Source organism: Acinetobacter sp. YH12152 (genome assembly GCF_013418285.1).
Taxonomy (GTDB): domain Bacteria; phylum Pseudomonadota; class Gammaproteobacteria; order Pseudomonadales; family Moraxellaceae; genus Acinetobacter; species Acinetobacter amyesii.
The window spans coordinates 1-21,916 of sequence record NZ_VPCH01000005.1 but is presented as its reverse complement, the minus strand read 5'-3'; the positions used below and the strand labels follow the sequence as shown (position 1 = coordinate 21,916).

Annotated in this window: 16 protein-coding genes, 2 rRNA genes and 1 pseudogene; 7 read left to right on the top strand and 12 right to left on the bottom strand. The window is 42.6% G+C overall.

Annotated elements, in window-relative coordinates; genetic code table 11:
* Positions 1-88: 88 nt before the first annotated feature.
* From FTU83_RS02915 to FTU83_RS02900, 4 genes are all read right to left on the bottom strand, one after another.
* Entirely contained in the window at positions 89-1,408 is a 1,320-nt protein-coding gene (locus FTU83_RS02915) for an MFS transporter (protein WP_168378243.1), read from the bottom strand.
* 144 nt (positions 1,409-1,552) lie between these two features.
* A complete protein-coding gene (locus tag FTU83_RS02910; protein WP_078189475.1) occupies positions 1,553-2,197 on the bottom strand; it encodes a trimeric intracellular cation channel family protein in 645 nt (214 codons plus the stop codon).
* Between the two features lie 59 nt (positions 2,198-2,256).
* Complete coding sequence (locus tag FTU83_RS02905) at positions 2,257-2,724, bottom strand: YchJ family protein (protein WP_168378244.1); 468 nt, start codon at positions 2,722-2,724, stop codon at positions 2,257-2,259.
* 388 nt (positions 2,725-3,112) lie between these two features.
* Positions 3,113-4,684, bottom strand: a complete 1,572-nt coding sequence (locus tag FTU83_RS02900; protein ID WP_180105626.1) for a TerC family protein — start codon at positions 4,682-4,684, stop codon at positions 3,113-3,115.
* Between the two features lie 320 nt (positions 4,685-5,004).
* Between FTU83_RS02900 and FTU83_RS02895 the strand changes: the two genes are divergently transcribed.
* Positions 5,005-5,625: a TIGR00730 family Rossman fold protein gene (locus tag FTU83_RS02895; protein ID WP_078189478.1), complete on the top strand. Its 621-nt coding sequence runs from the start codon at positions 5,005-5,007 to the stop codon at positions 5,623-5,625.
* Positions 5,626-5,710: 85 nt separating this feature from the next.
* On the opposite strand, the gene FTU83_RS02890 is transcribed toward FTU83_RS02895, so the two are convergent.
* Together FTU83_RS02890 and FTU83_RS02885 are read right to left on the bottom strand one after the other, a co-directional pair.
* Positions 5,711-6,676, bottom strand: a complete 966-nt coding sequence (locus FTU83_RS02890) for a hypothetical protein (protein WP_078189479.1) — start codon at positions 6,674-6,676, stop codon at positions 5,711-5,713.
* Between the two features lie 156 nt (positions 6,677-6,832).
* Positions 6,833-8,737, bottom strand: a complete 1,905-nt coding sequence (locus FTU83_RS02885; protein WP_180105625.1) for a choice-of-anchor I family protein — start codon at positions 8,735-8,737, stop codon at positions 6,833-6,835.
* A gap of 174 nt (positions 8,738-8,911) precedes the next feature.
* Here FTU83_RS02885 and mdtD point away from each other — a divergent pair, with 174 nt between their 5' ends.
* The 6 genes from mdtD to FTU83_RS02855 all read left to right on the top strand — a co-directional run bounded on the left by mdtD (position 8,912) and on the right by FTU83_RS02855 (position 15,296).
* A complete protein-coding gene (mdtD, locus tag FTU83_RS02880; protein ID WP_168378247.1) occupies positions 8,912-10,303 on the top strand; it encodes a multidrug transporter subunit MdtD in 1,392 nt (463 codons plus the stop codon).
* Between the two features lie 77 nt (positions 10,304-10,380).
* Positions 10,381-11,166 (top strand): GH25 family lysozyme, encoded by a 786-nt coding sequence (locus FTU83_RS02875; RefSeq protein WP_180105624.1) that lies wholly within the window; start codon positions 10,381-10,383, stop codon positions 11,164-11,166.
* Positions 11,167-11,225: 59 nt separating this feature from the next.
* The gene (locus FTU83_RS02870; protein ID WP_180105623.1) at positions 11,226-12,239 is read left to right on the top strand and encodes an MBL fold metallo-hydrolase; all 1,014 of its coding nucleotides are present in this window, start codon (positions 11,226-11,228) and stop codon (positions 12,237-12,239) included.
* Between the two features lie 63 nt (positions 12,240-12,302).
* Positions 12,303-13,358: a DNA polymerase IV gene (dinB, locus tag FTU83_RS02865; RefSeq protein WP_180105622.1), complete on the top strand. Its 1,056-nt coding sequence runs from the start codon at positions 12,303-12,305 to the stop codon at positions 13,356-13,358.
* A 235-nt stretch (positions 13,359-13,593) separates the two neighbouring features.
* On the top strand, positions 13,594-14,910 hold the full coding sequence (gene shiA / locus FTU83_RS02860) for a shikimate transporter (RefSeq protein WP_180105651.1): 1,317 nt from the start codon (positions 13,594-13,596) through the stop codon (positions 14,908-14,910).
* A gap of 29 nt (positions 14,911-14,939) precedes the next feature.
* Positions 14,940-15,296 carry a RidA family protein gene (locus FTU83_RS02855; protein WP_180005213.1) on the top strand — a complete coding sequence of 119 codons (357 nt, stop codon included), beginning with the start codon at positions 14,940-14,942 and terminating at the stop codon, positions 15,294-15,296.
* Between the two features lie 81 nt (positions 15,297-15,377).
* Here the strand turns inward: FTU83_RS02855 and FTU83_RS02850 are convergent, their stop codons facing one another.
* From FTU83_RS02850 to FTU83_RS02825, 6 genes and pseudogenes are all read right to left on the bottom strand, one after another.
* Complete coding sequence (locus FTU83_RS02850; RefSeq protein ID WP_078189487.1) at positions 15,378-15,920, bottom strand: DUF2726 domain-containing protein; 543 nt, start codon at positions 15,918-15,920, stop codon at positions 15,378-15,380.
* A 434-nt stretch (positions 15,921-16,354) separates the two neighbouring features.
* On the bottom strand, positions 16,355-18,766 hold the full coding sequence (locus FTU83_RS02845) for a YgiQ family radical SAM protein (protein ID WP_180105621.1): 2,412 nt from the start codon (positions 18,764-18,766) through the stop codon (positions 16,355-16,357).
* A 246-nt stretch (positions 18,767-19,012) separates the two neighbouring features.
* Positions 19,013-19,825, bottom strand: coding sequence for a M48 family metallopeptidase (locus tag FTU83_RS02840; RefSeq protein ID WP_180105620.1), 813 nt, complete (start codon positions 19,823-19,825; stop codon positions 19,013-19,015).
* 315 nt (positions 19,826-20,140) lie between these two features.
* Positions 20,141-21,336: pseudogene (locus tag FTU83_RS02835) on the bottom strand (MFS transporter).
* Between the two features lie 164 nt (positions 21,337-21,500).
* Positions 21,501-21,615 (bottom strand): 5S ribosomal RNA (gene rrf / locus FTU83_RS02830).
* Positions 21,616-21,800: 185 nt separating this feature from the next.
* Positions 21,801-21,916 (bottom strand): 23S ribosomal RNA (locus FTU83_RS02825); the annotation flags it as partial.

Sequence of the window (21,916 nt, the reverse complement as noted above, 5' to 3'; positions counted from 1 at the left end):
GATGATCTAACACTCTGCGACAAATTGTGTCTTATGGCGTAAAAATATCCATTTTATTCACCATGATCAACTAAAAATTCAACAGTCTCTATAGACCAATGGATTCTAAAGTTTTGCCTTTGGTTTCCTCACCTAAAACCAAAATCACCACGGCAACTGCAATTAAGACTGCTGTAAACATCATAAAGACATAGCTAAAACCATGATCCATATCCATCATATGTGTCACGGCAAAAGGCGCGGCAATGCCCCCGATCCGACCAATGGCACCCGCCCAGCCCGAACCAAAGGCACGAATATTGGCCGGATATTGTTCTGGTGTATAGGTATAAAGTACGCCCCAAGCACCGAGATTAAAGAAAGACATTAAACAGCCCCAAATCACAATCTCTGTCACACTGCCAGACTGACCGAAGAAATATGCCGAAATGGCACACATCCCAATGAAGCCCGCCAAAGTAGCTTTACGACCCAATTTTTCGACCAACCATGCCGCTGCAATATAACCCGGCAATTGTGCCAAAATCATGACCAAGACATATTCAAAGGATTGAACAATGGTGTAGCCTTCTTTGACCAATAAACTTGGTAACCACGTAAAAATACCGTAGTAAGAAAAAACGATACCGAACCAAATGAGCCAAAGCATTAAAGTACGACGTGCAAAAATGCCTGACCAAAGCTGTGAAAAACTGATGTTGTGCTTTTCTGCAACCGGTTTGACCTCAAAAATTTCAACAACTTGCACACCACATTTGGCTTCAATCTTTTTCACCAATGCGTGTGCTTCATCAAAACGTCCACGGTTAATCAAATAAGGCACCGATTCGGGCACCATTTTCCAAATCACGATCGCATATAACGCAGGAATACCGCCAATCAAGAACGCTGCATGCCAGCCAAAATCAGGAATAATAAAGCGTGAGACCAATGCAGCAACCAACCAGCCCAGTCCCCAAAAACTTTCTAGTAAGACAATAAAACGGCCACGCACATGCGCTGGAATATATTCACTGACCAAAGTCACCGCGACTGGGAGTTGTCCACCTAAACCTAAGCCGACAATAAAACGAAATACCAACAACCAAGTTAGATTAGGTGCAAACGCACATGCAGCGGTGGCTAAGCTATAAATCACCAATGTCCATGCAAAGACTGTTTTTCGGCCGAAGCGATCTGCCAGTCCTCCAGAAAACACCGCGCCGATCGCCATCCCAACAAAACCAATCGAAACCACCCAACTTTTATCATTTGGCGTCATGGCCCAATCTTCAGCCATTTTCGCTAAGATAAAGGAAATGAGTCCCGTATCCATGGCATCAAACATCCAGCCAAGGCCAATAACCCAAAGTAAAGTGTAGTGAAACTTACCGATGGGTAAGCGTTGTATACGTGAGACTAAGTCCATAACAAGATCTCTGAACTGGTGGAAGGATGAACACTGCTTTCCCAACAGGATGTATGATTTTGCGTTTTTTAGTATAGATCCATGCAAAAGACCGACCATTGATCCGCCTTTTCAGCATTTTAATGTGATGTTATAGCAACGCGGCTATGACAAATCTTTTGAAGATACTGACTGATCATCATCATCTTTATAAATAAATTTAGGCATTTCTAAGCCAAAGTAAATGGCGATCAGACGTAAGGTGAAACCGAAAATGAGCGTCGCAATGACGGTCAATTCTAGCGATAAGCCAATCTCAATGCAGAGCCAATAACAAATCACGGACACAAAAGAAATACTGGCATAAAGTTCACGACGGAACACCAGCGGGACATCGTTACACAGGATGTCTCGTAAAATACCGCCAGAGACACCAGTTAGTACCCCTGCTACCGCAGAAACCACAAAACCATGTCCCATTTCTAAAGCGATTTGACAGCCAATAATGGTAAAACCAATGAGACCCAAGGCATCGAGAACCAAGAAGATATTACGAAGATGACGCATCCACTTTGCAATCAGGATGGTGACAAATGCAGCAAAGCAGGTCAGCATGAGATATTCGGGATGCTTAACCCACGTCAGTGGATAGTGCCCAAGTAGCACATCACGAACCGAACCGCCCCCCAGTGCCGTGACACAGGCAATCAATGTTACCCCAAACCAGTCCATACTCCGCCGACCCGCAGACAATGCACCTGTCATTGCTTCTGCCGTGATTGCGATAATATAAATAACGGTAAGTAACATCGCCCTTCTTCCACTGAGGGTTGAGATGCGCGCTATTCTAAGCTAAATCTGCTCAAATGTTATAAAAATTGCGCACAACATTGTTTAAATTTTCGTCCAGAACCACAAATACACGGCTGCTTCATGGTGATTTGCATCTCTGTGGTCGGATCAAGGAAATACCAGCGTTGCTCGAACTTCACAAAGTGTGAAATTTCATGATGTACCTGCGCTTGCTGCCCATCGTGATAATGGGCTTTAAATTCAACTTGAGCATGGTTTTTATCGAGTTTTTCTTGGGCTTGGACAACCTCAAGCTTTAACCACTGATTGGCCTGACTCCACGCTGCAATGGCACTGACATCTAAGGCTTGCTGCTGTCCAAGCGCAGTTGTTTGTACAATATAATCAATCTCATGCTGTGCAAAAGCACTATAACGTGAACGCATCAACTGCTCTGCGCTCTGTGCATTTTCACGCCCCGCATGTAAGGGCTGACAACAGTTGGCATACTCACCTTTGCCACATGGACATTGGACTTGTGACATGTTTGTTTCCATAAAAAATAGCCTGACAATGCAGGCTATTTTAACGGATCTTTCCACACAATTTTCATCAGTAGATCCGTATCGATTCAAATAAAAGAATGATACACGGTAAGGTCATCCGCAAGTGTTTGAGACAGGACTACTTCTAATCAAAAATGTTTTTGCAATGCTTTGAATAATTTGACGGTAGTGAACGAGTTTTGCGGATGACAATGGTTTTGGGTACTTTTGCCGAAACAAAAGTACCTCCAGCCGAAGGCTAATCCCTTTATTTAAACCCTAGATGTAAGACTCCGTCGAATAGACTTAAAAATCATTTTAAAAATGCGTAATTACTTTTACGTGCGTAACATCAGTGATCTATATAGATTACCCCCCGATACGCAACTTAATCTTCAGTTGGCATGGGAATGACATGCACTTTTTCGATCTTATGACCATCCATCGTAACCACTTCAAAAATGTGTTCATCCGCTTTGAATTTTTCACCATTGGCTGGTAAACGACCCAAATGGAATAAGATATATCCGGACAATGTCGAATACTGTTCAGCATCATCCACCAAATCACGACCCAACAATAAAGACACATGACGAATGTCGGTTGAGCCATCGAGTAACAATGAACCATCATCGAGACTTTCTGCTGCCGTCTCAGGTTCATCTTCATCGGGGAACTCACCAGCAATCGCTTCTAAGACATCAATCGGTGTAGCAATCCCTTCAATTGAACCGTATTCGTTCAACACTAAGGCCATTTGTAACGGCGCTTGACGCAGTTGCTCCATCACCATCAAGACTTGTGCATTTTCATGCACCACCACTGGCTCACGGAGATGTTTTTCGAAATCGAGTACGCCCGTTTCAATATAGTCATTCATGACTTTATGAGTCAGTACCGCACCCGCAATATTGTCAAGCTCACCATGTGCCACAATTAAACGTGAATGCGTGGTACTGAGTAATTGAGCACGAATCGCCTCAGGTTCTTCATCTAAATCAATCCATTCCAGTTCAGGACGAGGTGTCATCACGGACTTTACTGGACGCTCAGATAAACCCAGTACCCCTTGTACCATGACACTGTGGTAAACCCCATTGTCTTCATCAAAGACTTCATCAGCAAAAGCACGTGTTGCAAGCACATCTTCATTTTCATTTTGATTGTCTGCAACATTTTTCCCACCGAGCATACGCATCACTGCTGAGGCTGTGCGATAACGTAAGTCTGTGGTTGTCACCATTTTTTCCTGATTATGACGCATGGTTTGGTTCAAAAACTCAATCAGTACGGAGAAACCAATGGCTGCATATAAGTAGCCTTTTGGAATATGGAAACCAAAGCCTTCGACTAAGAGCGAGAAACCGATCATCATCAAGAAACACAGGCACAGAATCACTACCGTTGGATGACGGTTCACGAAGTTCATCAGCGGCTTAGATGCCCACAGCATGATGCCGACAGCAATAATGACCGCAATCATCATGACCGACAGGTGTTTCACCATCCCGACAGCGGTAATCACACTATCGAGTGAGAACACGGCATCGAGCACCACAATCTGCACAATCACCATCCAAAACGTCGCATGCACAGGATTTTCTTCCTTTAGCATCGGCTTGTTTTCAAGACGTTCACGCAGTTCCATGGTGCCTTTAAATAGCAAGAACACCCCACCAAACAGTAAGATTAGGTCTCGACCGGAAAATGGATGGTCGAAAATATGGAACAGTGGATTGGTTAGGGTCACCACCCATGCAATTGAGGCCAGTAAGACCAATCGCATACACAGTGCAAGCAATAAGCCGACAATCCGTGCAGTATTACGCTGTTCTGGCGGTAATTTTTCCGCAAGAATCGCAATAAAAACCAAGTTATCGATACCTAAAACTATCTCAAGCACCACCAGTGTCAATAAACCCACCCATGCAGAAGGATCGGACATCCATTCAAAGATCATGGTTGTATCTCCTGAATGTTATTCACACGTAGATCATGCTGATTTGAAAATGAAATGCATTGGACATGCGCAAACGCTTTTAATGGCGTTCTTTCTAATATTTTGATGTGTGCTGAGTGACAACAACCACTACCCATGACGGTTCTTTAGCTTAAAATGAAGTTTTAAGTATAGCAAGTTAAGGTAAAAATTCACCCTTTTTTACCAAAGTACAATCTCTGTATGGAAGAATTTAAACCCAGTGATGACATTAAATTGTCATATTTAGCTGCCAATGTAGTGTCATAAAAAATAACATGCTAAGGTAAAATTAAAACGTAATGAATAGCGGATTAAAAATGACAGAAAAACGTGGTAATCCTTCTCCTGCTACAACACAACCTTTAATCGCACTGTATTGCGGCTCCCGCTCTGGGAACAATCCAATTTATCAAGAAAAAGCCATCGCGTTGGCGCAAGGCTTGGCTGAACATGGTTTTGGTCTGGTCTATGGTGGCGCCAGTATTGGCCTAATGGGGCAAGTCGCTGATGCTGTGGTCGAACATGGCGGCGAAGCCGTGGGTGTGATTCCTGAGTTTATGTTGGATTATGAAATTGCACATAATCATTTGACTGAACTACACGTCGTGCGCAGTATGCATGAGCGTAAAGCCATGATGGCAGAACGTGCCAGTGCCTTTGTTGCCCTGCCCGGTGGTCTCGGTACATTCGAAGAAATTTTAGAAATCGCCACTTGGGGACAGTTGAATCAACACCAAAAGCCGATGATGCTTTATAACGTCAATGGCTTCTATGATGCACTGATTGCACAATTAGACCATGCGGTCGCTGAAGGTTTCTTGCCGCCGCAGCATCGTGCCAAACTGATCGTATGTAATTCTTCGAAGCAGATCTTTAGTGCACTAAAAAATTTAGATTGCCCAAAAAATTTCGTGGTCTAACTGTATTTTAGATGTCAAAAAGGGGAATAAATCATTCCCCTTTTTTATTACTCGATGTCCTACTTCAAATCTATATCGTGCCGACTTAACCCGACACCACACGATAGAACCATGGCAAGGTTGTCGCTAAGAAAATACTCATCAACAAACCAAGCATCAATTTCATCGCATCTTTGCTGACATTTCGTGAAGTTCGATATTTATTCACTTCATGTAAATGCATGGACATGGCAAATTCACGTCCTGCGAGTAAGCCCAAGAACACCCAAGTGGTACTCATTGGAATATTACTCCACTCTTTGAACACCAATAAAATCAAGGCATACATAAAGTCGATAATGGTTGCCGAGCGGATATCAGCCACACCTGTTTTGGTGTCGATAATGCCCTGAATCGCCCCACCACGTTGGTACAAAATGATCCCAAGCAGTACGATAAACACCACAATTGCAAAAATCAGGAACTCCAGCGGCACCTGACGAGGGACGTAGACAAAAATATTGGCCAAATCCTGAATCAGCCACTGACTCCATAAAAATGCCGTCGAAACCCACTGTAGTCCCACCCAAATATTCGAGGGGGTTTCATCACGTGTTTTACTGAAATAAACCGAGATGCCTTTAATCACAAAACGATAAACAATAATCGCGACAACAAAAGCTACCGCATAACCCATCATCGACTTAGTTAACATCGAGCCGAGACTACTCGGAGAGAAGATCGTCAACACTAAGAATGTGGTGCTGACCGGTATCCCGTAGCGAGTCAAAATGATCAGTAAGATCGGTGGCACAATATAGAGCCACGTGACCCCTTCTGCGGGAAATGGAATCGTTTCTAAACGACCATAAGATGCATCCCCCACGCCAGAACTGTACCAACCATAAACCAATACAATGGCTAGAATACTGCTGACATAGATCCACAACAGCCACCAAGGGCGATGCGCATTGGATGAAATAAAGGTTCCCAATGTCTGTGGCACATCATTACCGACAATAGAATAGGCCGCGAGACAGAAGCCTATGACCATCAGAATTTCGATTGTCATGAAAACAAAACACCTTTGCCATAAAGAAAAAGCCCTCCAATAAATGAAGGACTTGAGCGCATTATGACAGTTTATCTGGCGTTCATACAATTTTGTACCGTGTTTTTCTCGCCACTAAAATAAAAAATTTAAATAAAACAAAAATTTAAAATTTAATTATTTCAATTTAATCTGATAAATCGCAGTGCTACCGTTCACTTCATTTCCAACCACCAACAAAGGTTGGGCATTGGGCGAATCCTTGGCCGCAATAAAAATCAGACCTTCAGGTCCTAAATCGCCCTGCTTAGTTATATCGGTTTGCGCAATATCCCGTGTATTAAAATACTGAACAAATTTCGCCTGTTGCGGCTGTGTGATGTCATACACCATGATCCCGCTAGCCCGCTCTAGTCCGATAAAAGCATAGGTTTTTTGGCCAATTTTACCCAGTGTGATGCCTTCAGGCTCTGGGCCTTTATTGTCACTGCGGTCATCAAATTTAAAGGCTTCATGATTACTATTAAATTGGGCTGGGAACAATTCAGCAATTTTGCGTTCAAACTCACTGCCCGAATCCCAAACAATTTTTCGACTGATTGGATCGACAATACTGAACGAGCGCCCACCATAGGTATACAATTTGTCATAAACCAACTTACCGTCTTCCAATACAGGTTTTCCGGCAGTATCACGTTTAAAACCTTGCGTCCAACTGATGGTTAAACGGCCAATCTGTGCATCTTTGATCAAGTTATCCGCACAAATTTCTGTCGGCGCTGTGGTGGTACAAGCTTTAAAGACGCTCGGATCGAGTTTTGCACCAACGACACCAGGCACCAAATGACGTAAATGGGCTGCATAATCCCCTTTTGCATCAAAACCGGCTTTTTTAAACAGATGCTTAACTCGAATTTCTTCGGTATAGCCTTGGCTTAAATCATCGCCCGTAAAATACTGCGTTTCGTCTTTTAACCACTCTCGGGCATCGCCTTCATTGGCAGTGACCAAATAACTTTTTCCATCCGCTTGATAATGTGCAATGGCATCAGGCATATACATACCATACAGCTCAGGCCATGCCTGAATATTGATCATCCCTGCATCTTTTGCACAGCTCTCGACCTGACGGCCTACGCTGTCCGTCGCACCAACCACACAATCACGATCACTGCCATCGAGTGCATTTTCAGGCAAGCTGTGATCTTTATAGCCCATCGGAAAGATATCAATAAATTCCGCTTTCACTAGATCGAGCACGGCAATCGCATTGTTCTCTTGTAAGCTCACCCATGCCGTTTGACCATCTTGGCTCACCGCAATGTACTCAGGTTCTAGGTCTTGAGCCACACTCGTGGTTTGTACACCTTGCGTCTTCACATCGGCATATTGTGCGGTGTCGGGTCCAAAAATGCGAACGCCAGCATCAATTAGCTCTTGTTTACGAGCATTCCACGCACGGAAATCCACCAATTTCGCCGTTGGCTTTTCAATCTGAGTTAGATCAATAATACTGACTGAACCTTCAGGGTCGACTGCATAACCTTCATTTGGTTCGCCTTCATTAGCGACCAATACTTTTTTGCCATCTGGGCTAAAGGTCAGCATGTCTGGCAAAGCCCCAACTTCGACCTGACTGATAAAACTTAAATCTTGTGCTTTAAAAAAGGCCACGATGCCCGGCTGCGTTTTATCGGCCGCTTGCACCGCGAGTGCCACGATGCCATTGTGTACAGCAACGCTATTCACTTCAGAATCGGCCAAATATTTTTTAGCATCTAAAGATTGTAAATATGTAGGCTGTGCTGGTTGTTTTAAATCCAGTACATCAACCACACCAGCTTTGGCATTGACCACAAATACGCGCTGACTTTGAGCATCATAAGCAGGAATTTCTGCTGCACTCGCGCCAAAAATACCCGATTCATAACGCCCAATCTGTTCCAACGCGATAGTGTTTGGCGTGACTTCTTCGACCACTGGAGGAGGTGTTTGCACTTGCGCATCATCATTGCTGTCATTACACGCCACTAGCCCCACAGACAACATGGCACACATCAGCGCCGAAATTTGTAGTTTCATGTTTTCATTCGTCTTTTATTAAAATATGACCAATTTATAAACATTAGGTTGCATAGAGATGAAACTTTCATTGCATTTTTCTTGCAATTTTTTGGCTCAATTATGCAAAGCTTTTACTACATCCGAATGGCAATATTCATTTAAACTGTTTAAAAATCTCAGCTTTATTGACTTATGAATAGCACGCCAACGCATCAGGCTTTACAACCCGAATTTAGACTTCTTGTGCTATTGGTCTCTATTGGCTTTTTTATGCAAGGGCTGGATACGACCATCGTCAATACAGCAATCCCAGCGATGGCAAGAAGTTTGGGCGAAGACCCGCTACAAATGCATAGTGTGGTCGTGGCCTATGTCTTGTCCGTTGCGGCGTGTATTCCTTTAAGTGGTTGGTTGGCCGATCGTTTTGGTGTACGAAATACGTATTTCACAGCCATTATTATTTTTACGTTAGCATCGCTAGGCTGCGGCATGGCCAATAGCCTGAATGAGCTGCTGGTTTATCGGGTAATTCAAGGCATAGGTGGCGCATTACTGCTACCTGTTGGGCGTTTGGCAATGCTCAAAGTGATTCCTCGGACACAGTTTTTATCGGCTATGAGTCTGATGAGCCTTGCCGGTTTGATGGGCCCCTTAATTGGCCCTACCCTTGGCGGTTGGATGGTGGAAGTCGCAACATGGCATTGGATCTTTTTAATAAACATTCCAATGGGGCTGTTAGGGGTTCTTATTACCTTTAAAGCCATGCCCAATGTGACCGAACCGAGCGTACAACGCTTCGACTTTATGGGTTTTTTCTTATTGGTCGTCGCCATGGTGGGTTTATCGTTAGGCATTGAAAACTTTGCCAGCCCGCATCTGCCGCTATGGTGGAGCCTGCTTTTGGTCGCTGCAGGCATCATCGCCAGTTTGATCTATGCCTTTCATGCACATACCCACGCCAATGCGCTGTTTCGCAGTAAATTATTTCAAAATCGGATCTATGCCATCGGCATTATCGGCAACTTCTTTGCCCGCCTTGGCGGCAATGCCATGCCATTTTTGATTCCCTTAATGCTACAAGTGGCTTTTGGCTTTGAGCCATTTATCACAGGGTTATTGATGATACCGACTGTACTCGGCTCATTGGCATCTAAACCGATTATTCGTCAAATTATTCAACGCTTTGGCTATCGCAAAGTGTTATTGGTAAATACCTTCTTGGTCGGCGCTTGTATTTGCAGTTTTGCGCTCTCTACGGCTGAGACCCCCACGTGGTTACGTGCCTTACACTTTTTTATTTTTGGTATTTTAAATTCGCTGCAATTCGTTTCGATGAATACCTTAACCCTCAAAGATTTACCCCAACAAGATGCCAGCAGTGGCAACAGTTTCTTGTCGATGATTATGATGGTGTCGATGAGTATCGGTGTGGCTTTGGCTGGGACTTTAGTCAACGTGTTTACGGCCTATTATGGTGCTGCACAAATCGAAACAGCATTCCATAGCACCTTGATTTTACTCGGCTGTATTAACCTGATTACCGCAGCGATTTTTTGGCAGATTCCTAAACATGTGGATGTCTAAATCCGTGTCATCGGGCAAATCTATGACAGATCAGCCATTAAAGGGTTATGATAAAAGAGATACTTGGATACATTTTCATGCCTAAAAAAGCCAAATCACGTACCACAAAAAGTTCACTCAAAAAATACAGCCCGATTATTGCACTCAGCGCTATCAGCGGCGTCTTGGTGGTGGCAGGACTGGGTTATTTAGCCGTTATGCCGCATCGCCCTGCATCTGCAGAAGAATATCCAGTCAAAGGTTTTGATGTTTCCCATCATCAAAAAGATATTCAATGGTCAAAAATTTCACCTAAAAAATACCAATTCGTTTATCTCAAAGCCACAGAAGGTGGTGATTTTAAAGATCGGAAATTTCAAGATAACTGGCTGCAAGCGCGGGAAAACGGCTTTTTAGTTGGGGCCTATCATTTTTACCGTCTGTGCCGTGATGGCAGGATTCAGGCAGAAAATTTTATTGCTTCCGTGCCGAAAAAAGCCGATGCCCTTCCCCCAGTGATTGATTTGGAATATGACACCAACTGCATTAACACCTACAGCAAAGAGCAGTTACTCAAAGAAATCACTTATATGCATGATCGCTTGCACCACCATTATGGCAAACAACCGATTTTTTATACCTCGAAGTCTTTTTATAATATTGTCTTAGCTGGCGAGTTTAAACAGACGCCGCTGTGGGTCCGTGAGTATAAAGGCCCACCCGATCTAAAAAACAATCCGAAATGGCTGATTTGGCAACATACCAATCAAGGACAAATTCAAGGCATCTCGACCAGCGTCGATTTAAATGTATTTTCAGGTGATGATAAGGCTTGGACTGATTTTTTAGACAAAAATGGCGTTTCCCCGATCAAACCCCGTTGATTTATTCACCGACTCAGGACAACATCGAACAAAATAATCCATGAAAACTGAGTCGCAGGATGCGTATTTTAAAAATTTTTCTTATTATATTTTCAGTCTTTATGATCCTCGCCATCGGGATATTGGCATATTTGATCCAACCTTCAGGGACCTTGGCAGCGTTTAAAACGTGGCATTATCAACTTCCCACACAAAGCACTACAGATACTCGCTCAGCGGCGCCCTATCACGTGAAGTTCTTTGGTGTTTCGACCTTACTTTTTGACGATGGCCAAGAGCAACTCCTCATCGACGGCTTCTTTAGTCGACCTTCACTCAGTCGGACCATATTCACTCAGATTCAAAGTGATCAGCCTTTATTAAAAAGCTATATCGACCAATACGACTTAAAACGTACACGTGCTATTTTCGTGACTCATTCACATTATGATCATGCGCTCGATATTCCAATGTTGGCCCACCAGCTCCCTAAAGCCATGATTGTCGGCTCTAAAAGTACCTTAAATATTGCACGGGCGATGCCAATCGCTGAATCACAATTACACGAAGTTCAAGCTTGGCAACCGATGCAAATCGGTAAATTCACCATTACTGCCATCCCCTCGCAACATACTCCGCCAACGGCCGTTAATGATGATTTGGGAGAAGAAATTTCGCAGCCACTGCAACTCCCTGCACATTTTAGTGCGTTTAAAGAAGGTGGATCGTATGATTATCTCATCCAACATGGGCCGCATTACAGTTTAGTCAAAGCCAGTACTGGTGCTGTGCCCAAACAGTTGCAAAAACTAAAAGTCGATACTTTATTTTTAGGCATTGCCCAACTTTCCAAGCAAACGGCAGCGTTTCAACAGCAATATTTCAAAGAAACCTTAGCGATTCTTCAACCCAGTACCGTGATTCCAATTCATTGGGATAATTTTTTCAAACCACTGAATCCAGAGCTCAAATTTTTGCCCCGCTTTGCCGATGACACCCCTCAAAGCCTAAATCTATTAATACAGTCGGCAGCAACTCAAAACACCAAGGTGGTTTTACTCAGTCAACCTGTGTCGTTCGAGTTAAAAAATTGAGGAAAGCGATGGATTGACTGTGCGATACTGATATTCAATTTTTAGGCACTGATCTAACTAGGCATGAGGAAAATCATACATATCGACATGGATGCATTTTTTGCATCTGTAGAGCTGCGGGAACGTCCAGAACTCAAGCAGCTTCCTGTTGTTGTGTCTTCACATCACCCTCGTGCAGTCATCTGTGCCGCATCCTATCCTGCACGTGAGTTTGGTTTACGCTCTGCGATGTCGATGGCACAGGCCCGTAAACTCTGCCCACAGGTCGTGGTGATCGAACCTAATTTTGAAAAATATCGTGCTGTTTCGGCGCAAATTCATGCCATTTTTCAACGCTATACGTCGCTGATTGAGCCACTTTCTTTAGACGAAGCTTATTTGGACGTCACAGAAAATTTACAACACATTCCGAGCGCCACCGAAGTCGCTATGCGAATTCAGGCAGAGATTTTACAAAGCACTGGTTTAACTGCCTCCGCAGGTGTCGCGCCCAATAAATTTTTGGCTAAAGTCGCTTCTGATTGGAACAAACCCAATGGCATTTGTATTATCAAACCTTCACAAGTTCTGCATTTCATCCATGACTTGGCACTGAAAAAAATTCCTGGTGTGGGAAAAGTCACTCAAGAAAAATTAAAAGCCATGCAACTCAATACATTGGGTGATTTACAACAAATTGAAGAAGCCGTTCTGATTCATCATTTCGGTAAATATGGCCGACAACTCTATCTGTATGCACAAGGGATTGATGAACGACCGGTCCAATCTAGCCGTGAACGTCAACAGATCTCCAAAGAAACCACTTTTGATGATGATCTCACCCTGAGCCAATGTCGGCCCTATTGGCCCAAACTGATTGACCAAGTTTGGTCTAGTTTAGAAAAAAAGCAGTTAAGCGCACGTGGTGTATCGGCCAAATTAAAACTGAAGAATTTCCAAGTGCTACAGCACAGTAAGAGTTTTAAAACGTCACTGAATCATCGTGAAGACCTTGCGCAGGTGTTACAGCAATTACTGCATGAAATGCATATTTCTGAGGAAGATCAATTTCGCCTGATTGGCGTAGGGGTCTATCAATTAAGTGCGCAAAACCAAGAAGCACAACTTTCGCTGCTCTAAAAACTTCAAGAAGATCGTATTTGCTTAAGATTTAGGCAGAAGAACAAAATTAAAGCAATTAGCTATTCACAAAGCCTAAAATTAGAGTACTCTATCAGCGCACTACATTATCCGTGTATGCGCTGAGATGCTGAAAATCACCTTTACTTTCAGCATGCTGTCCTGTGATTGGCGTGACGATCAAATCCGAATATTACAGGGCAACTCTGTTGTCAATCATGGAATACCCCGCTGTATGCCTTCTGAAAAATCTGCTCCAAATCCTCAAAATATTTCACAAAATCAAGAACAACGCGCTCGTAAAGCCGCATTAAGTAGCTTCATTGGTGCCGTAGTCGATTGGTACGATTTTTTACTTTATGGCATTGTTGCCGCACTCATTTTCAAAGATCAGTTTTTCCCCAGTATTGGCAACAATATGGGCACACTTGCCGCCTTGGCGACCTTTGGCGTTGGCTTCTTGTTCCGCCCCTTAGGCGGCATTGTGTTTGGACATTTTGGTGACAAGCTGGGTCGTAAGAAAATGTTGGTGCTCACCGTCATCCTGATGGGTATTTCGACGGTCGGCATTGGTTTATTACCCAATTTTGCGGCCATCGGTTGGTGGGCCCCGATCCTGCTCGTGACACTTCGAGCAATACAGGGTTTTGCGGTTGGTGGAGAATGGGGCGGCGCTGCCCTGATGGCTGTAGAAAATGCCCCGAAAGGCAAAAAAGCCTTTTACAGCAGTGGTGTACAAATTGGCTATGGCGTAGGACTTGTTCTTGCAACAGGCGCTGTGTCTTTGATTATTGCCACTTTGGGCGAAGATGCTTTTGCTGATTGGGCATGGCGAATTCCCTTTATTGCCAGTATTATCTTGCTGGCTATCGCGATGTGGATTCGACGTGATCAAGACGAATCACAAGAATTCGTCGACAATGTGGTCAAAGCTCAACAAACGCTACAAAAATTACCGATTCTGCAAGCGATTAGCCAACACCCAAAAGCCTTTTTCTACATTATTGCGCTGCGCCTGACCGAGTTACTCACCATGTATTTGGTGACGAACTTTGCACTGAATTATTCCACCGCTCAATTGGGCATGGACAAACAGTTCTTCCTCAATATCACCTTAATGGTTGGTGCCATTAGCTGCTTCAGCATTCCCCTCTTTGCGTGGCTAGCAGATCGATTTGATCATCGTAAAATGTGTGTTCTGGGTGGATTGATTGGTGCGCTTTCTGCCTTTCCATTCTTCATGGCCCTTGATGCTCAAAATACTTGGCTGATTATTGTCGGTGCAATTTTCCTTGCCAATATTGCCCATGATATGGTGGTGAGTGTACACCAGCCGATTTTTACCTCCTTGTTTGGTACCGCCTATCGCTACAGTGGCGCAGGTGTCGGCTATCAAGTGGCCAGTATTATCGGTGGTGGCTTTACCCCAATGATTGCAGCAGCTTTGGTGATTTGGGGTGATGGTTCATGGCATTATGTGGCAATTTACCTTGCTGTCGGCTGTTTATTGACGGCCTTAGTTGCAGCTACAATGCCTAAAACTCAAGATTAAGTGACCTTTTTGCTTTCAGGATATTCCGCATGACCATCCAACGCCTGCATGTTTCAAAACGCTTCTCCGAAATCGCTATTTCCGGTCAATTGATCCATTTGGCAGGTCAATTGGCAACAGACCTTGATTTAGACATCAAAGGACAAACACAGCAAACATTTGAGATCATTGATCAATTTCTTGCAGATGCCGGCACAGATAAAAGCCAGATTATGTCAGTGACCATTTATCTGAAAGATATTGAACAGGATTATGCCGCATTCAATGAGGTATGGGATGCGTGGGTGTCAGACATTGAAGCATTACCCAGAACTTGTGTTGAAGCCAAATTATACGACCCGCGTGTACTGGTAGAATTAACCGTCGTAGCCGTTAAGCCTGAATAATCATTAAGCCTAAATAACCATTAAAAAAAAGCATGTCTAAAGACACGCTTTTTTTTGCAAAAGGCTTTGCTCTTTGAATCCCTAAGATCCAATAATTTTGATCTTTTTACGTTCCAAATCTGAATATAAATGATATTTTTTCAAATCATTAACCGGTACAAATGGCGCTTGTACACGCTGCTCATTTAAGAAATCTTCGCGTAATTGAACGTACTCAGGCACATCATCATAACGAATGACACGATAGCCTGCCAAAGCGAGCAAAGCATCTTGATATTGCGACTGCTGCATCCGTTTGAGTACCATTGGATCATCTAAAGCGACGATCGCTAAGATTTGGTGCTGTTCATCGAGGACGACAAAGTCCGCCACCATATTTCGATACTTGTTCCGCGTCCGATAATATTTCGTGGTCAACAGTGCATCAAAAGACACATGCGCAAGGATTGTATGCTTAGGCAAAATTTCTTTTAAACGCGTGTAGGTTAATTGCTCATTAATGTTGAAAATAGCACGTTGTTTCAATGCGCTATCTTGTTGCTTAGAATCACCTTCTAAACTTTTCCAAGCCATTATGAGCACACAGAAGAGTAAAATACTCCCTATTACTATGTATATAGTCATCTCATAATCCTTTATATTTCTTATATTTTTGGTTTTTGACATACTTCTTATGAATACGAAGTATACAACCAGTATTATTTTTTTAATGTCCTATTAAAAAAAATAACTCTAACTTTCACACAATACGTATTTAAACTGACAAAAAGTTGCAAACTTAAAGCGTCAAACATCACATGCCACTTCGTTCAGAGTAATAGCATCCATTGCTATATATTGATACTTTAGATCATTCGCTAAAACGACAGCAAGTGCATTTCCTCTCACTGTCTGACAATTCCGATAAGCTGTCAAATTTTGCTCGTATTTCATTGAGATAACCGACGCACATATGGCATTGAGCTTGTAACAACATATAAAAATGCAAACTGTCTGATGCTGCCGAGCATATCAGCCATAAAAAAAGACACCGAAGTGTCTTTTTTTATTTCATCATTTTAAGCGCGTGATTTAGGCTTCGATTTTCCTTTGGGTTTCGAACCGCCAAAAGGTTTTTTCGCTTCACCCGTTTCACGCGGCGGCAGACCAGTATGCTGCGTCAAAATTTGACCACGCTCAGGACGCTTCTTGGTATTTGAAGGACGCGATTGAGCAGCCTTCGTCCGATTACCTTGTTCGCCTGTACGTTTTTGTGAATCACCCGCAATGCTTGAGTTCTTTTTACGTGCAGATTGGTATTGGCCCTCAGCACTACCCGCAGGCTGATACGTCGGAATCAAATGCTGTTTTGAGTTCCCGATCAGATCCTGACGCCCCATTTCTTTGAGCGCTTCACGTAGCAATGGCCAGTTGTTTGGATCATGATAACGCAAGAAGGCTTTATGCAAACGGCGGCGTTTTTCACCTTTCACGATATCGACATTTTCGGTATAACGCGCCACTTTAGCCAGCGGGTTTTTACCGGTGTAATACATGGTCGTTGCAGTCGCCATTGGTGATGGATAGAAGGTTTGCACCTGATCGGCACGGAAACCATTCTTCTTCAGCCAAATCGCTAAGTTCATCATGTCATAGTCCGTCGTACCCGGATGCGCTGCAATAAAGTAAGGAATGAGATACTGCTCTTTCCCTGCTTCCTTACTGAAACGATCAAACATTTGTTTGAAACGGTCATAGGTCCCGATCCCCGGTTTCATCATCTTCGATAATGGACCTTTTTCGGTATGTTCAGGCGCAATCTTCAAGTAACCGCCGACGTGATGTGTCACCAATTCTTTGACATATTCTGGGTTTAACACCGCAAGGTCATAGCGTAAACCAGAACCGATCAGAATCTTTTTAATCCCCGGCAATGAACGTGCTTTACGGTATAACTGCGTTAAAGGTGCATGATCGGTATGTAAGTTTTGACATACACCCGGGAATACACACGACGGCTTACGACAGTTCTTTTCAATCTCAGGATCTTTACATGCCAAACGGTACATATTGGCCGTTGGGCCGCCTAAGTCAGAAATGATCCCGGTAAAGCCCGGTGCGGTATCACGAATTTTTTCAACTTCACGCAAAATCGATTCTTCAGAACGGTTTTGAATGATACGCCCTTCATGCTCTGTAATTGAGCAGAAGGTACAGCCGCCAAAACAGCCGCGCATGATGTTCACGGAGAACTTAATCATGTCAAAGGCAGGAAAACGCGCTTCACCATACGCAGGATGCGGCAGACGTGCATACGGCAAGTCAAACACATAATCCATTTCTTCTGTAGTCAATGGAATCGGCGGTGCATTCAGCCAAACATCACGTTCACCATGCTTTTGCACCATCGCGCGCGCATTGCCCGGATTGGTTTCCAAATGCAAAATACGGTTGGCATGTGCATACAGTACAGGATCATTCGCCACATCTTCATAGGCAGGTAAACGAATCACCGCCAATTCACGCGGCGGCAATTTATGCTTAATGGCTTTTGATGCAGGCTGCAGCTGCACGATTTGCGTATCGGCGTCTAAGTTATCACCTTCACGAACAATCGGATTTGCTACCGCTTCTTTTTGGAAGCCTTGATATTGCGTAACGCTGTCTTTGCCTTTTTCGATTTCACAGCCTTCAAGGTCTTCAGTCATCACGTACGGGTTAATGATCGGATCGACACGGCCAATCGCATCGACATCATTTGATGCGATTTCAATAAACTTCGCTTTTGAAGCCCGGTTATTTTTATTCACAATAAATGCAGTACCGCGGACATCCGTAATCTCTTGGATTTTTTCACCGCGAGCCAAACGATGCATGATTTCCGTGATTGAACGTTCACCATTACCATACATCAATAGATCGGCTTTCGAGTCCATCAATACTGAACGGCGGACTTTATCTGACCAATAATCATAATGTGCAATACGGCGCAGCGAGGCTTCAATACCGCCCAATAATACAGGCACATCTGGATAAGCTTCACGCACACGTTGGCAGTACACGGTTGCTGCACGGTCTGGGCGTTTATTCGGTTGATTATCAGGAGAATAGGCATCATCTGAACGGATTTTACGGTCAGCTGTATAACGGTTGATCATCGAATCCATGTTGCCGGCAGTCACGCCCCAAGCAATATTCGGTTTACCCAATACACGGAACGCTTCTACATTGGTCCAGTCTGGCTGAGCAATAATACCGACACGGAAGCCTTGCGCTTCTAAAGTACGACCAATAATGCCTGAGCAGAATGATGGATGGTCAATATAGGCATCACCACAGACCAAAATAAAGTCACAACTGTCCCAACCGAGTTGATCCATTTCTTCGCGTGACATCGGCAAAAATGGCGCAGGGTCAAAACATGACGCCCAATATTTGTCGTAATCAAACAACGCTTTTGGCGCAGTCTGCATAGTATAAGCAGTAGACATGGCTAGCAATTCTCGGCTGGCAGATGGAATGATCTAAAAAAAGATCAAAGAAGATGAAAGCCGATCATTTTACCATGAATTCCATTCATCATGCTTGATTATAATTTATACAATAGCTACAGAATCATTGAATTGTTTTATATAGACATCAGATGTAATAGTGCTGTAGCACGACTATAAAACAAGATTTAAATAAATCATTTGTAACTTTGCTTTAGTTTAAATCAACCTAGAATGTGCCATGAGTTATCGCATTTTATTCAACATTAAAGCCTGCGCCTGTTGAAATTTGATGTGCATTTCAGGTAAATATTTTTCAATATAAATCTTACGCTTATCTATACTGTCTTGAGTCATCAATGGTTTTACATCAAGCATTTGACGGCGTGTCGTTTCCTGCTGATATTTTTGCCAAAAACTCAATGCTGCATTTGGGTCAAAGCCCGCTTTCGACATAAGATCAAGTGCGAGAACATCAGCTTCTAGTTCAAATTTTGAAACTTTAGGCAGAAAAACCGCTTGCCCAGTCACACTACTGGCAGCCGTTGCAAGCGCGCCGATACCCGCAGTCGAAGAAATCATCGCCACCTGACTAGCAAACAGCAAAGAAATCTTTTCACGATGATGATCACGCAATGCATGTGCCATTTCATGCGCCATCACAAATGCCAATTCATCTTCAGTCAGCTTTAAACTCCAATACAAACCCGTGTTAATGACAATTTTCCCACTTGGAAAACCATGTGCATTTAAATCTTTATTGAGATTCCCACTGACTTGCCAATCCCATTGACTCGAACCTTGACGGTAAAACTCCGCATTTTTTTTGAGTTTATTTAAAACCTGATCCAATTTCGGATCAATGATCAAAAGTTGTTTGTCTTTAGACTGATGAATAAATTGTTGATAAGATCTGTCCGCCTGTTTAGTTAATAATTTTTGAGGAACGATAAAAAACTGTTTACGTTCTGCACCAGCTGTCCCTAAATTCGTGGTACTTACACAAGCTGAAATTAAGATAAAAAATAAAGCCATCATTAAAATAGTTATATTTTTCATAATCGCCTTAATTTTAATACCAATATTGATCTATATATAATTCCAACTAAAAATAAATGCAAAAAAATACGAACAATACGTATAAATGTTAAATATCAACAACTTGAAAATATATTAGATTTTAAAAATGATAACCAAAAATATTTTATTTATTATATTGTGATGTATTTCATTATTATGAGGCACCTTTTAAAAGAAATATTAGACCAAAGTTGTATAATCATAAAAATAGTAAATTCAGCCATTTTTATAGTGTTATTTATATTAAAAAATAGATGTAAAACGAATATTAAATAATAGCTTATTCACATATTTCTATTTTAATTTATTCAAATGTATTGCTAAAAATAAACCGATCATCAAGATAACAGCAATAAAGCTCGTCAACCCAATCCAACCAGACATCTCCCAAACCAAACCACTACTACTACCCAAAATACTAGAACCTAAGTAATAGCAAAATAAATATAAAGATGAACCTACGGCACGGTATTGCAGGGATTGAACTGATACCCAACTACTTGCCGTGGAATGCGCTGCAAAAAAAGCAAAAGTGAATACAATCAGCCCCAAAATGACTGACCAAAATGCCGGAATGAGCATGATCAACAGCCCGAACAACATCATGATCAGCATCGAAGGTAAAACTTTTACCCGGCCAAAGCGTTTCCCCCAACTTGCAGCCCGAGGTGAACTATATATTCCTGCCAAATATGCTATGGAGATTAGTCCAATCCATGTTTGAGAAAGTTGATAAGGTTCTTCTAATAGGTGGTAGCTCATATAGTTAAATATAGAGACAAAACATCCCATGAGGATAAAGCCTTGAAGGAATAAAATTCTCAGCTTTGGATCTGCTAAATTTTTAACGAAAGATTCATAAAATCGGTTGAAACGAATGGGATAAGCTTGAAAATGTTGAGATGCTGGAAGTAATAAAAAGAATGCTGTGGCTATACATAGGTTAATGATGCCGATAATCATCATGGCATTTTGCCAACTAATATAATCAATCAATACCCCGGCAATGAGACGACCACCCATTCCTCCAATCGCAGTACCCGATATATACAGGCCCATTGCAAAGCCTATATCTTTTTGCTCAATTTCTTCACCTATATAAGTCATTGCAACTGCAGCAACACCGCTAACACTTAATCCGATCAGCACGCGATTCAATAAAAATATTTCCCAAAGTGGAAATATAGAACTAATGATTGAAAGTGACGCTGCCAAAAATAAAGCGGTGACCATCACAGGCTTACGACCCGATCTGAAATCAAACCAGTGAATAGCAGCCCAATCGCTAAGGCAATGGTAGAAAAAGATAAAGGAAAGCTGCTATGTGTCGGACTGACATGAAAGAAATTCGCAAAGATGGGCATCATCGGTTGTACACAATACAACGATGAAAAAATTGCGAAGCCTGCTAAAAATAAAGAAAATAAAATGGCAAGAAATGGCCGTGTGCCATATTCAATATAAGGAGAATTTGAGGCTAAATCAGACATGAGCTTTCCATCAATGACACGGATAGTATACGCCTTTCAGTCTTTAATTTATAAATCACATGAAATGAATGATGAATTCTTTCTTTTTTTCTCATTACTTCTTTTTCTTTTCCTCACACATAAAAAAACACCCCCTGAGATATCAGGGGGTGTTTCGAATAATGAGCTGGCGATGACTTACTCTCACATGGGTAACCCCACACTACCATCAGCGCTAAGAGGTTTCACTTCTGAGTTCGGGAAGGGATCAGGTGGTTCACTCTTGCTATTGTCGCCAGCACAACTGTTATGACTTTGCATTTGGTCTTATCTTTTCAGTGCCGTTGCTTGGTCAAATGAGTTATTAACAGAAGTACTTGAGTTAATTTAATGTGTTCAATTTTACTTAGCTTTTCAACTAAATCAAGTTTGATTGATTATATGTGAATCAATTGATGCTTTACATACAACTGTTTGGGTGTTGTATAGTCAAGCCTCACGAGCAATTAGTATTGGTCAGCTTCATGCGTCACCGCACTTCCACATCCAACCTATCAACGTCGTAGTCTTCAACGGCTCTTTAGTGGACATAAAGTCCAAG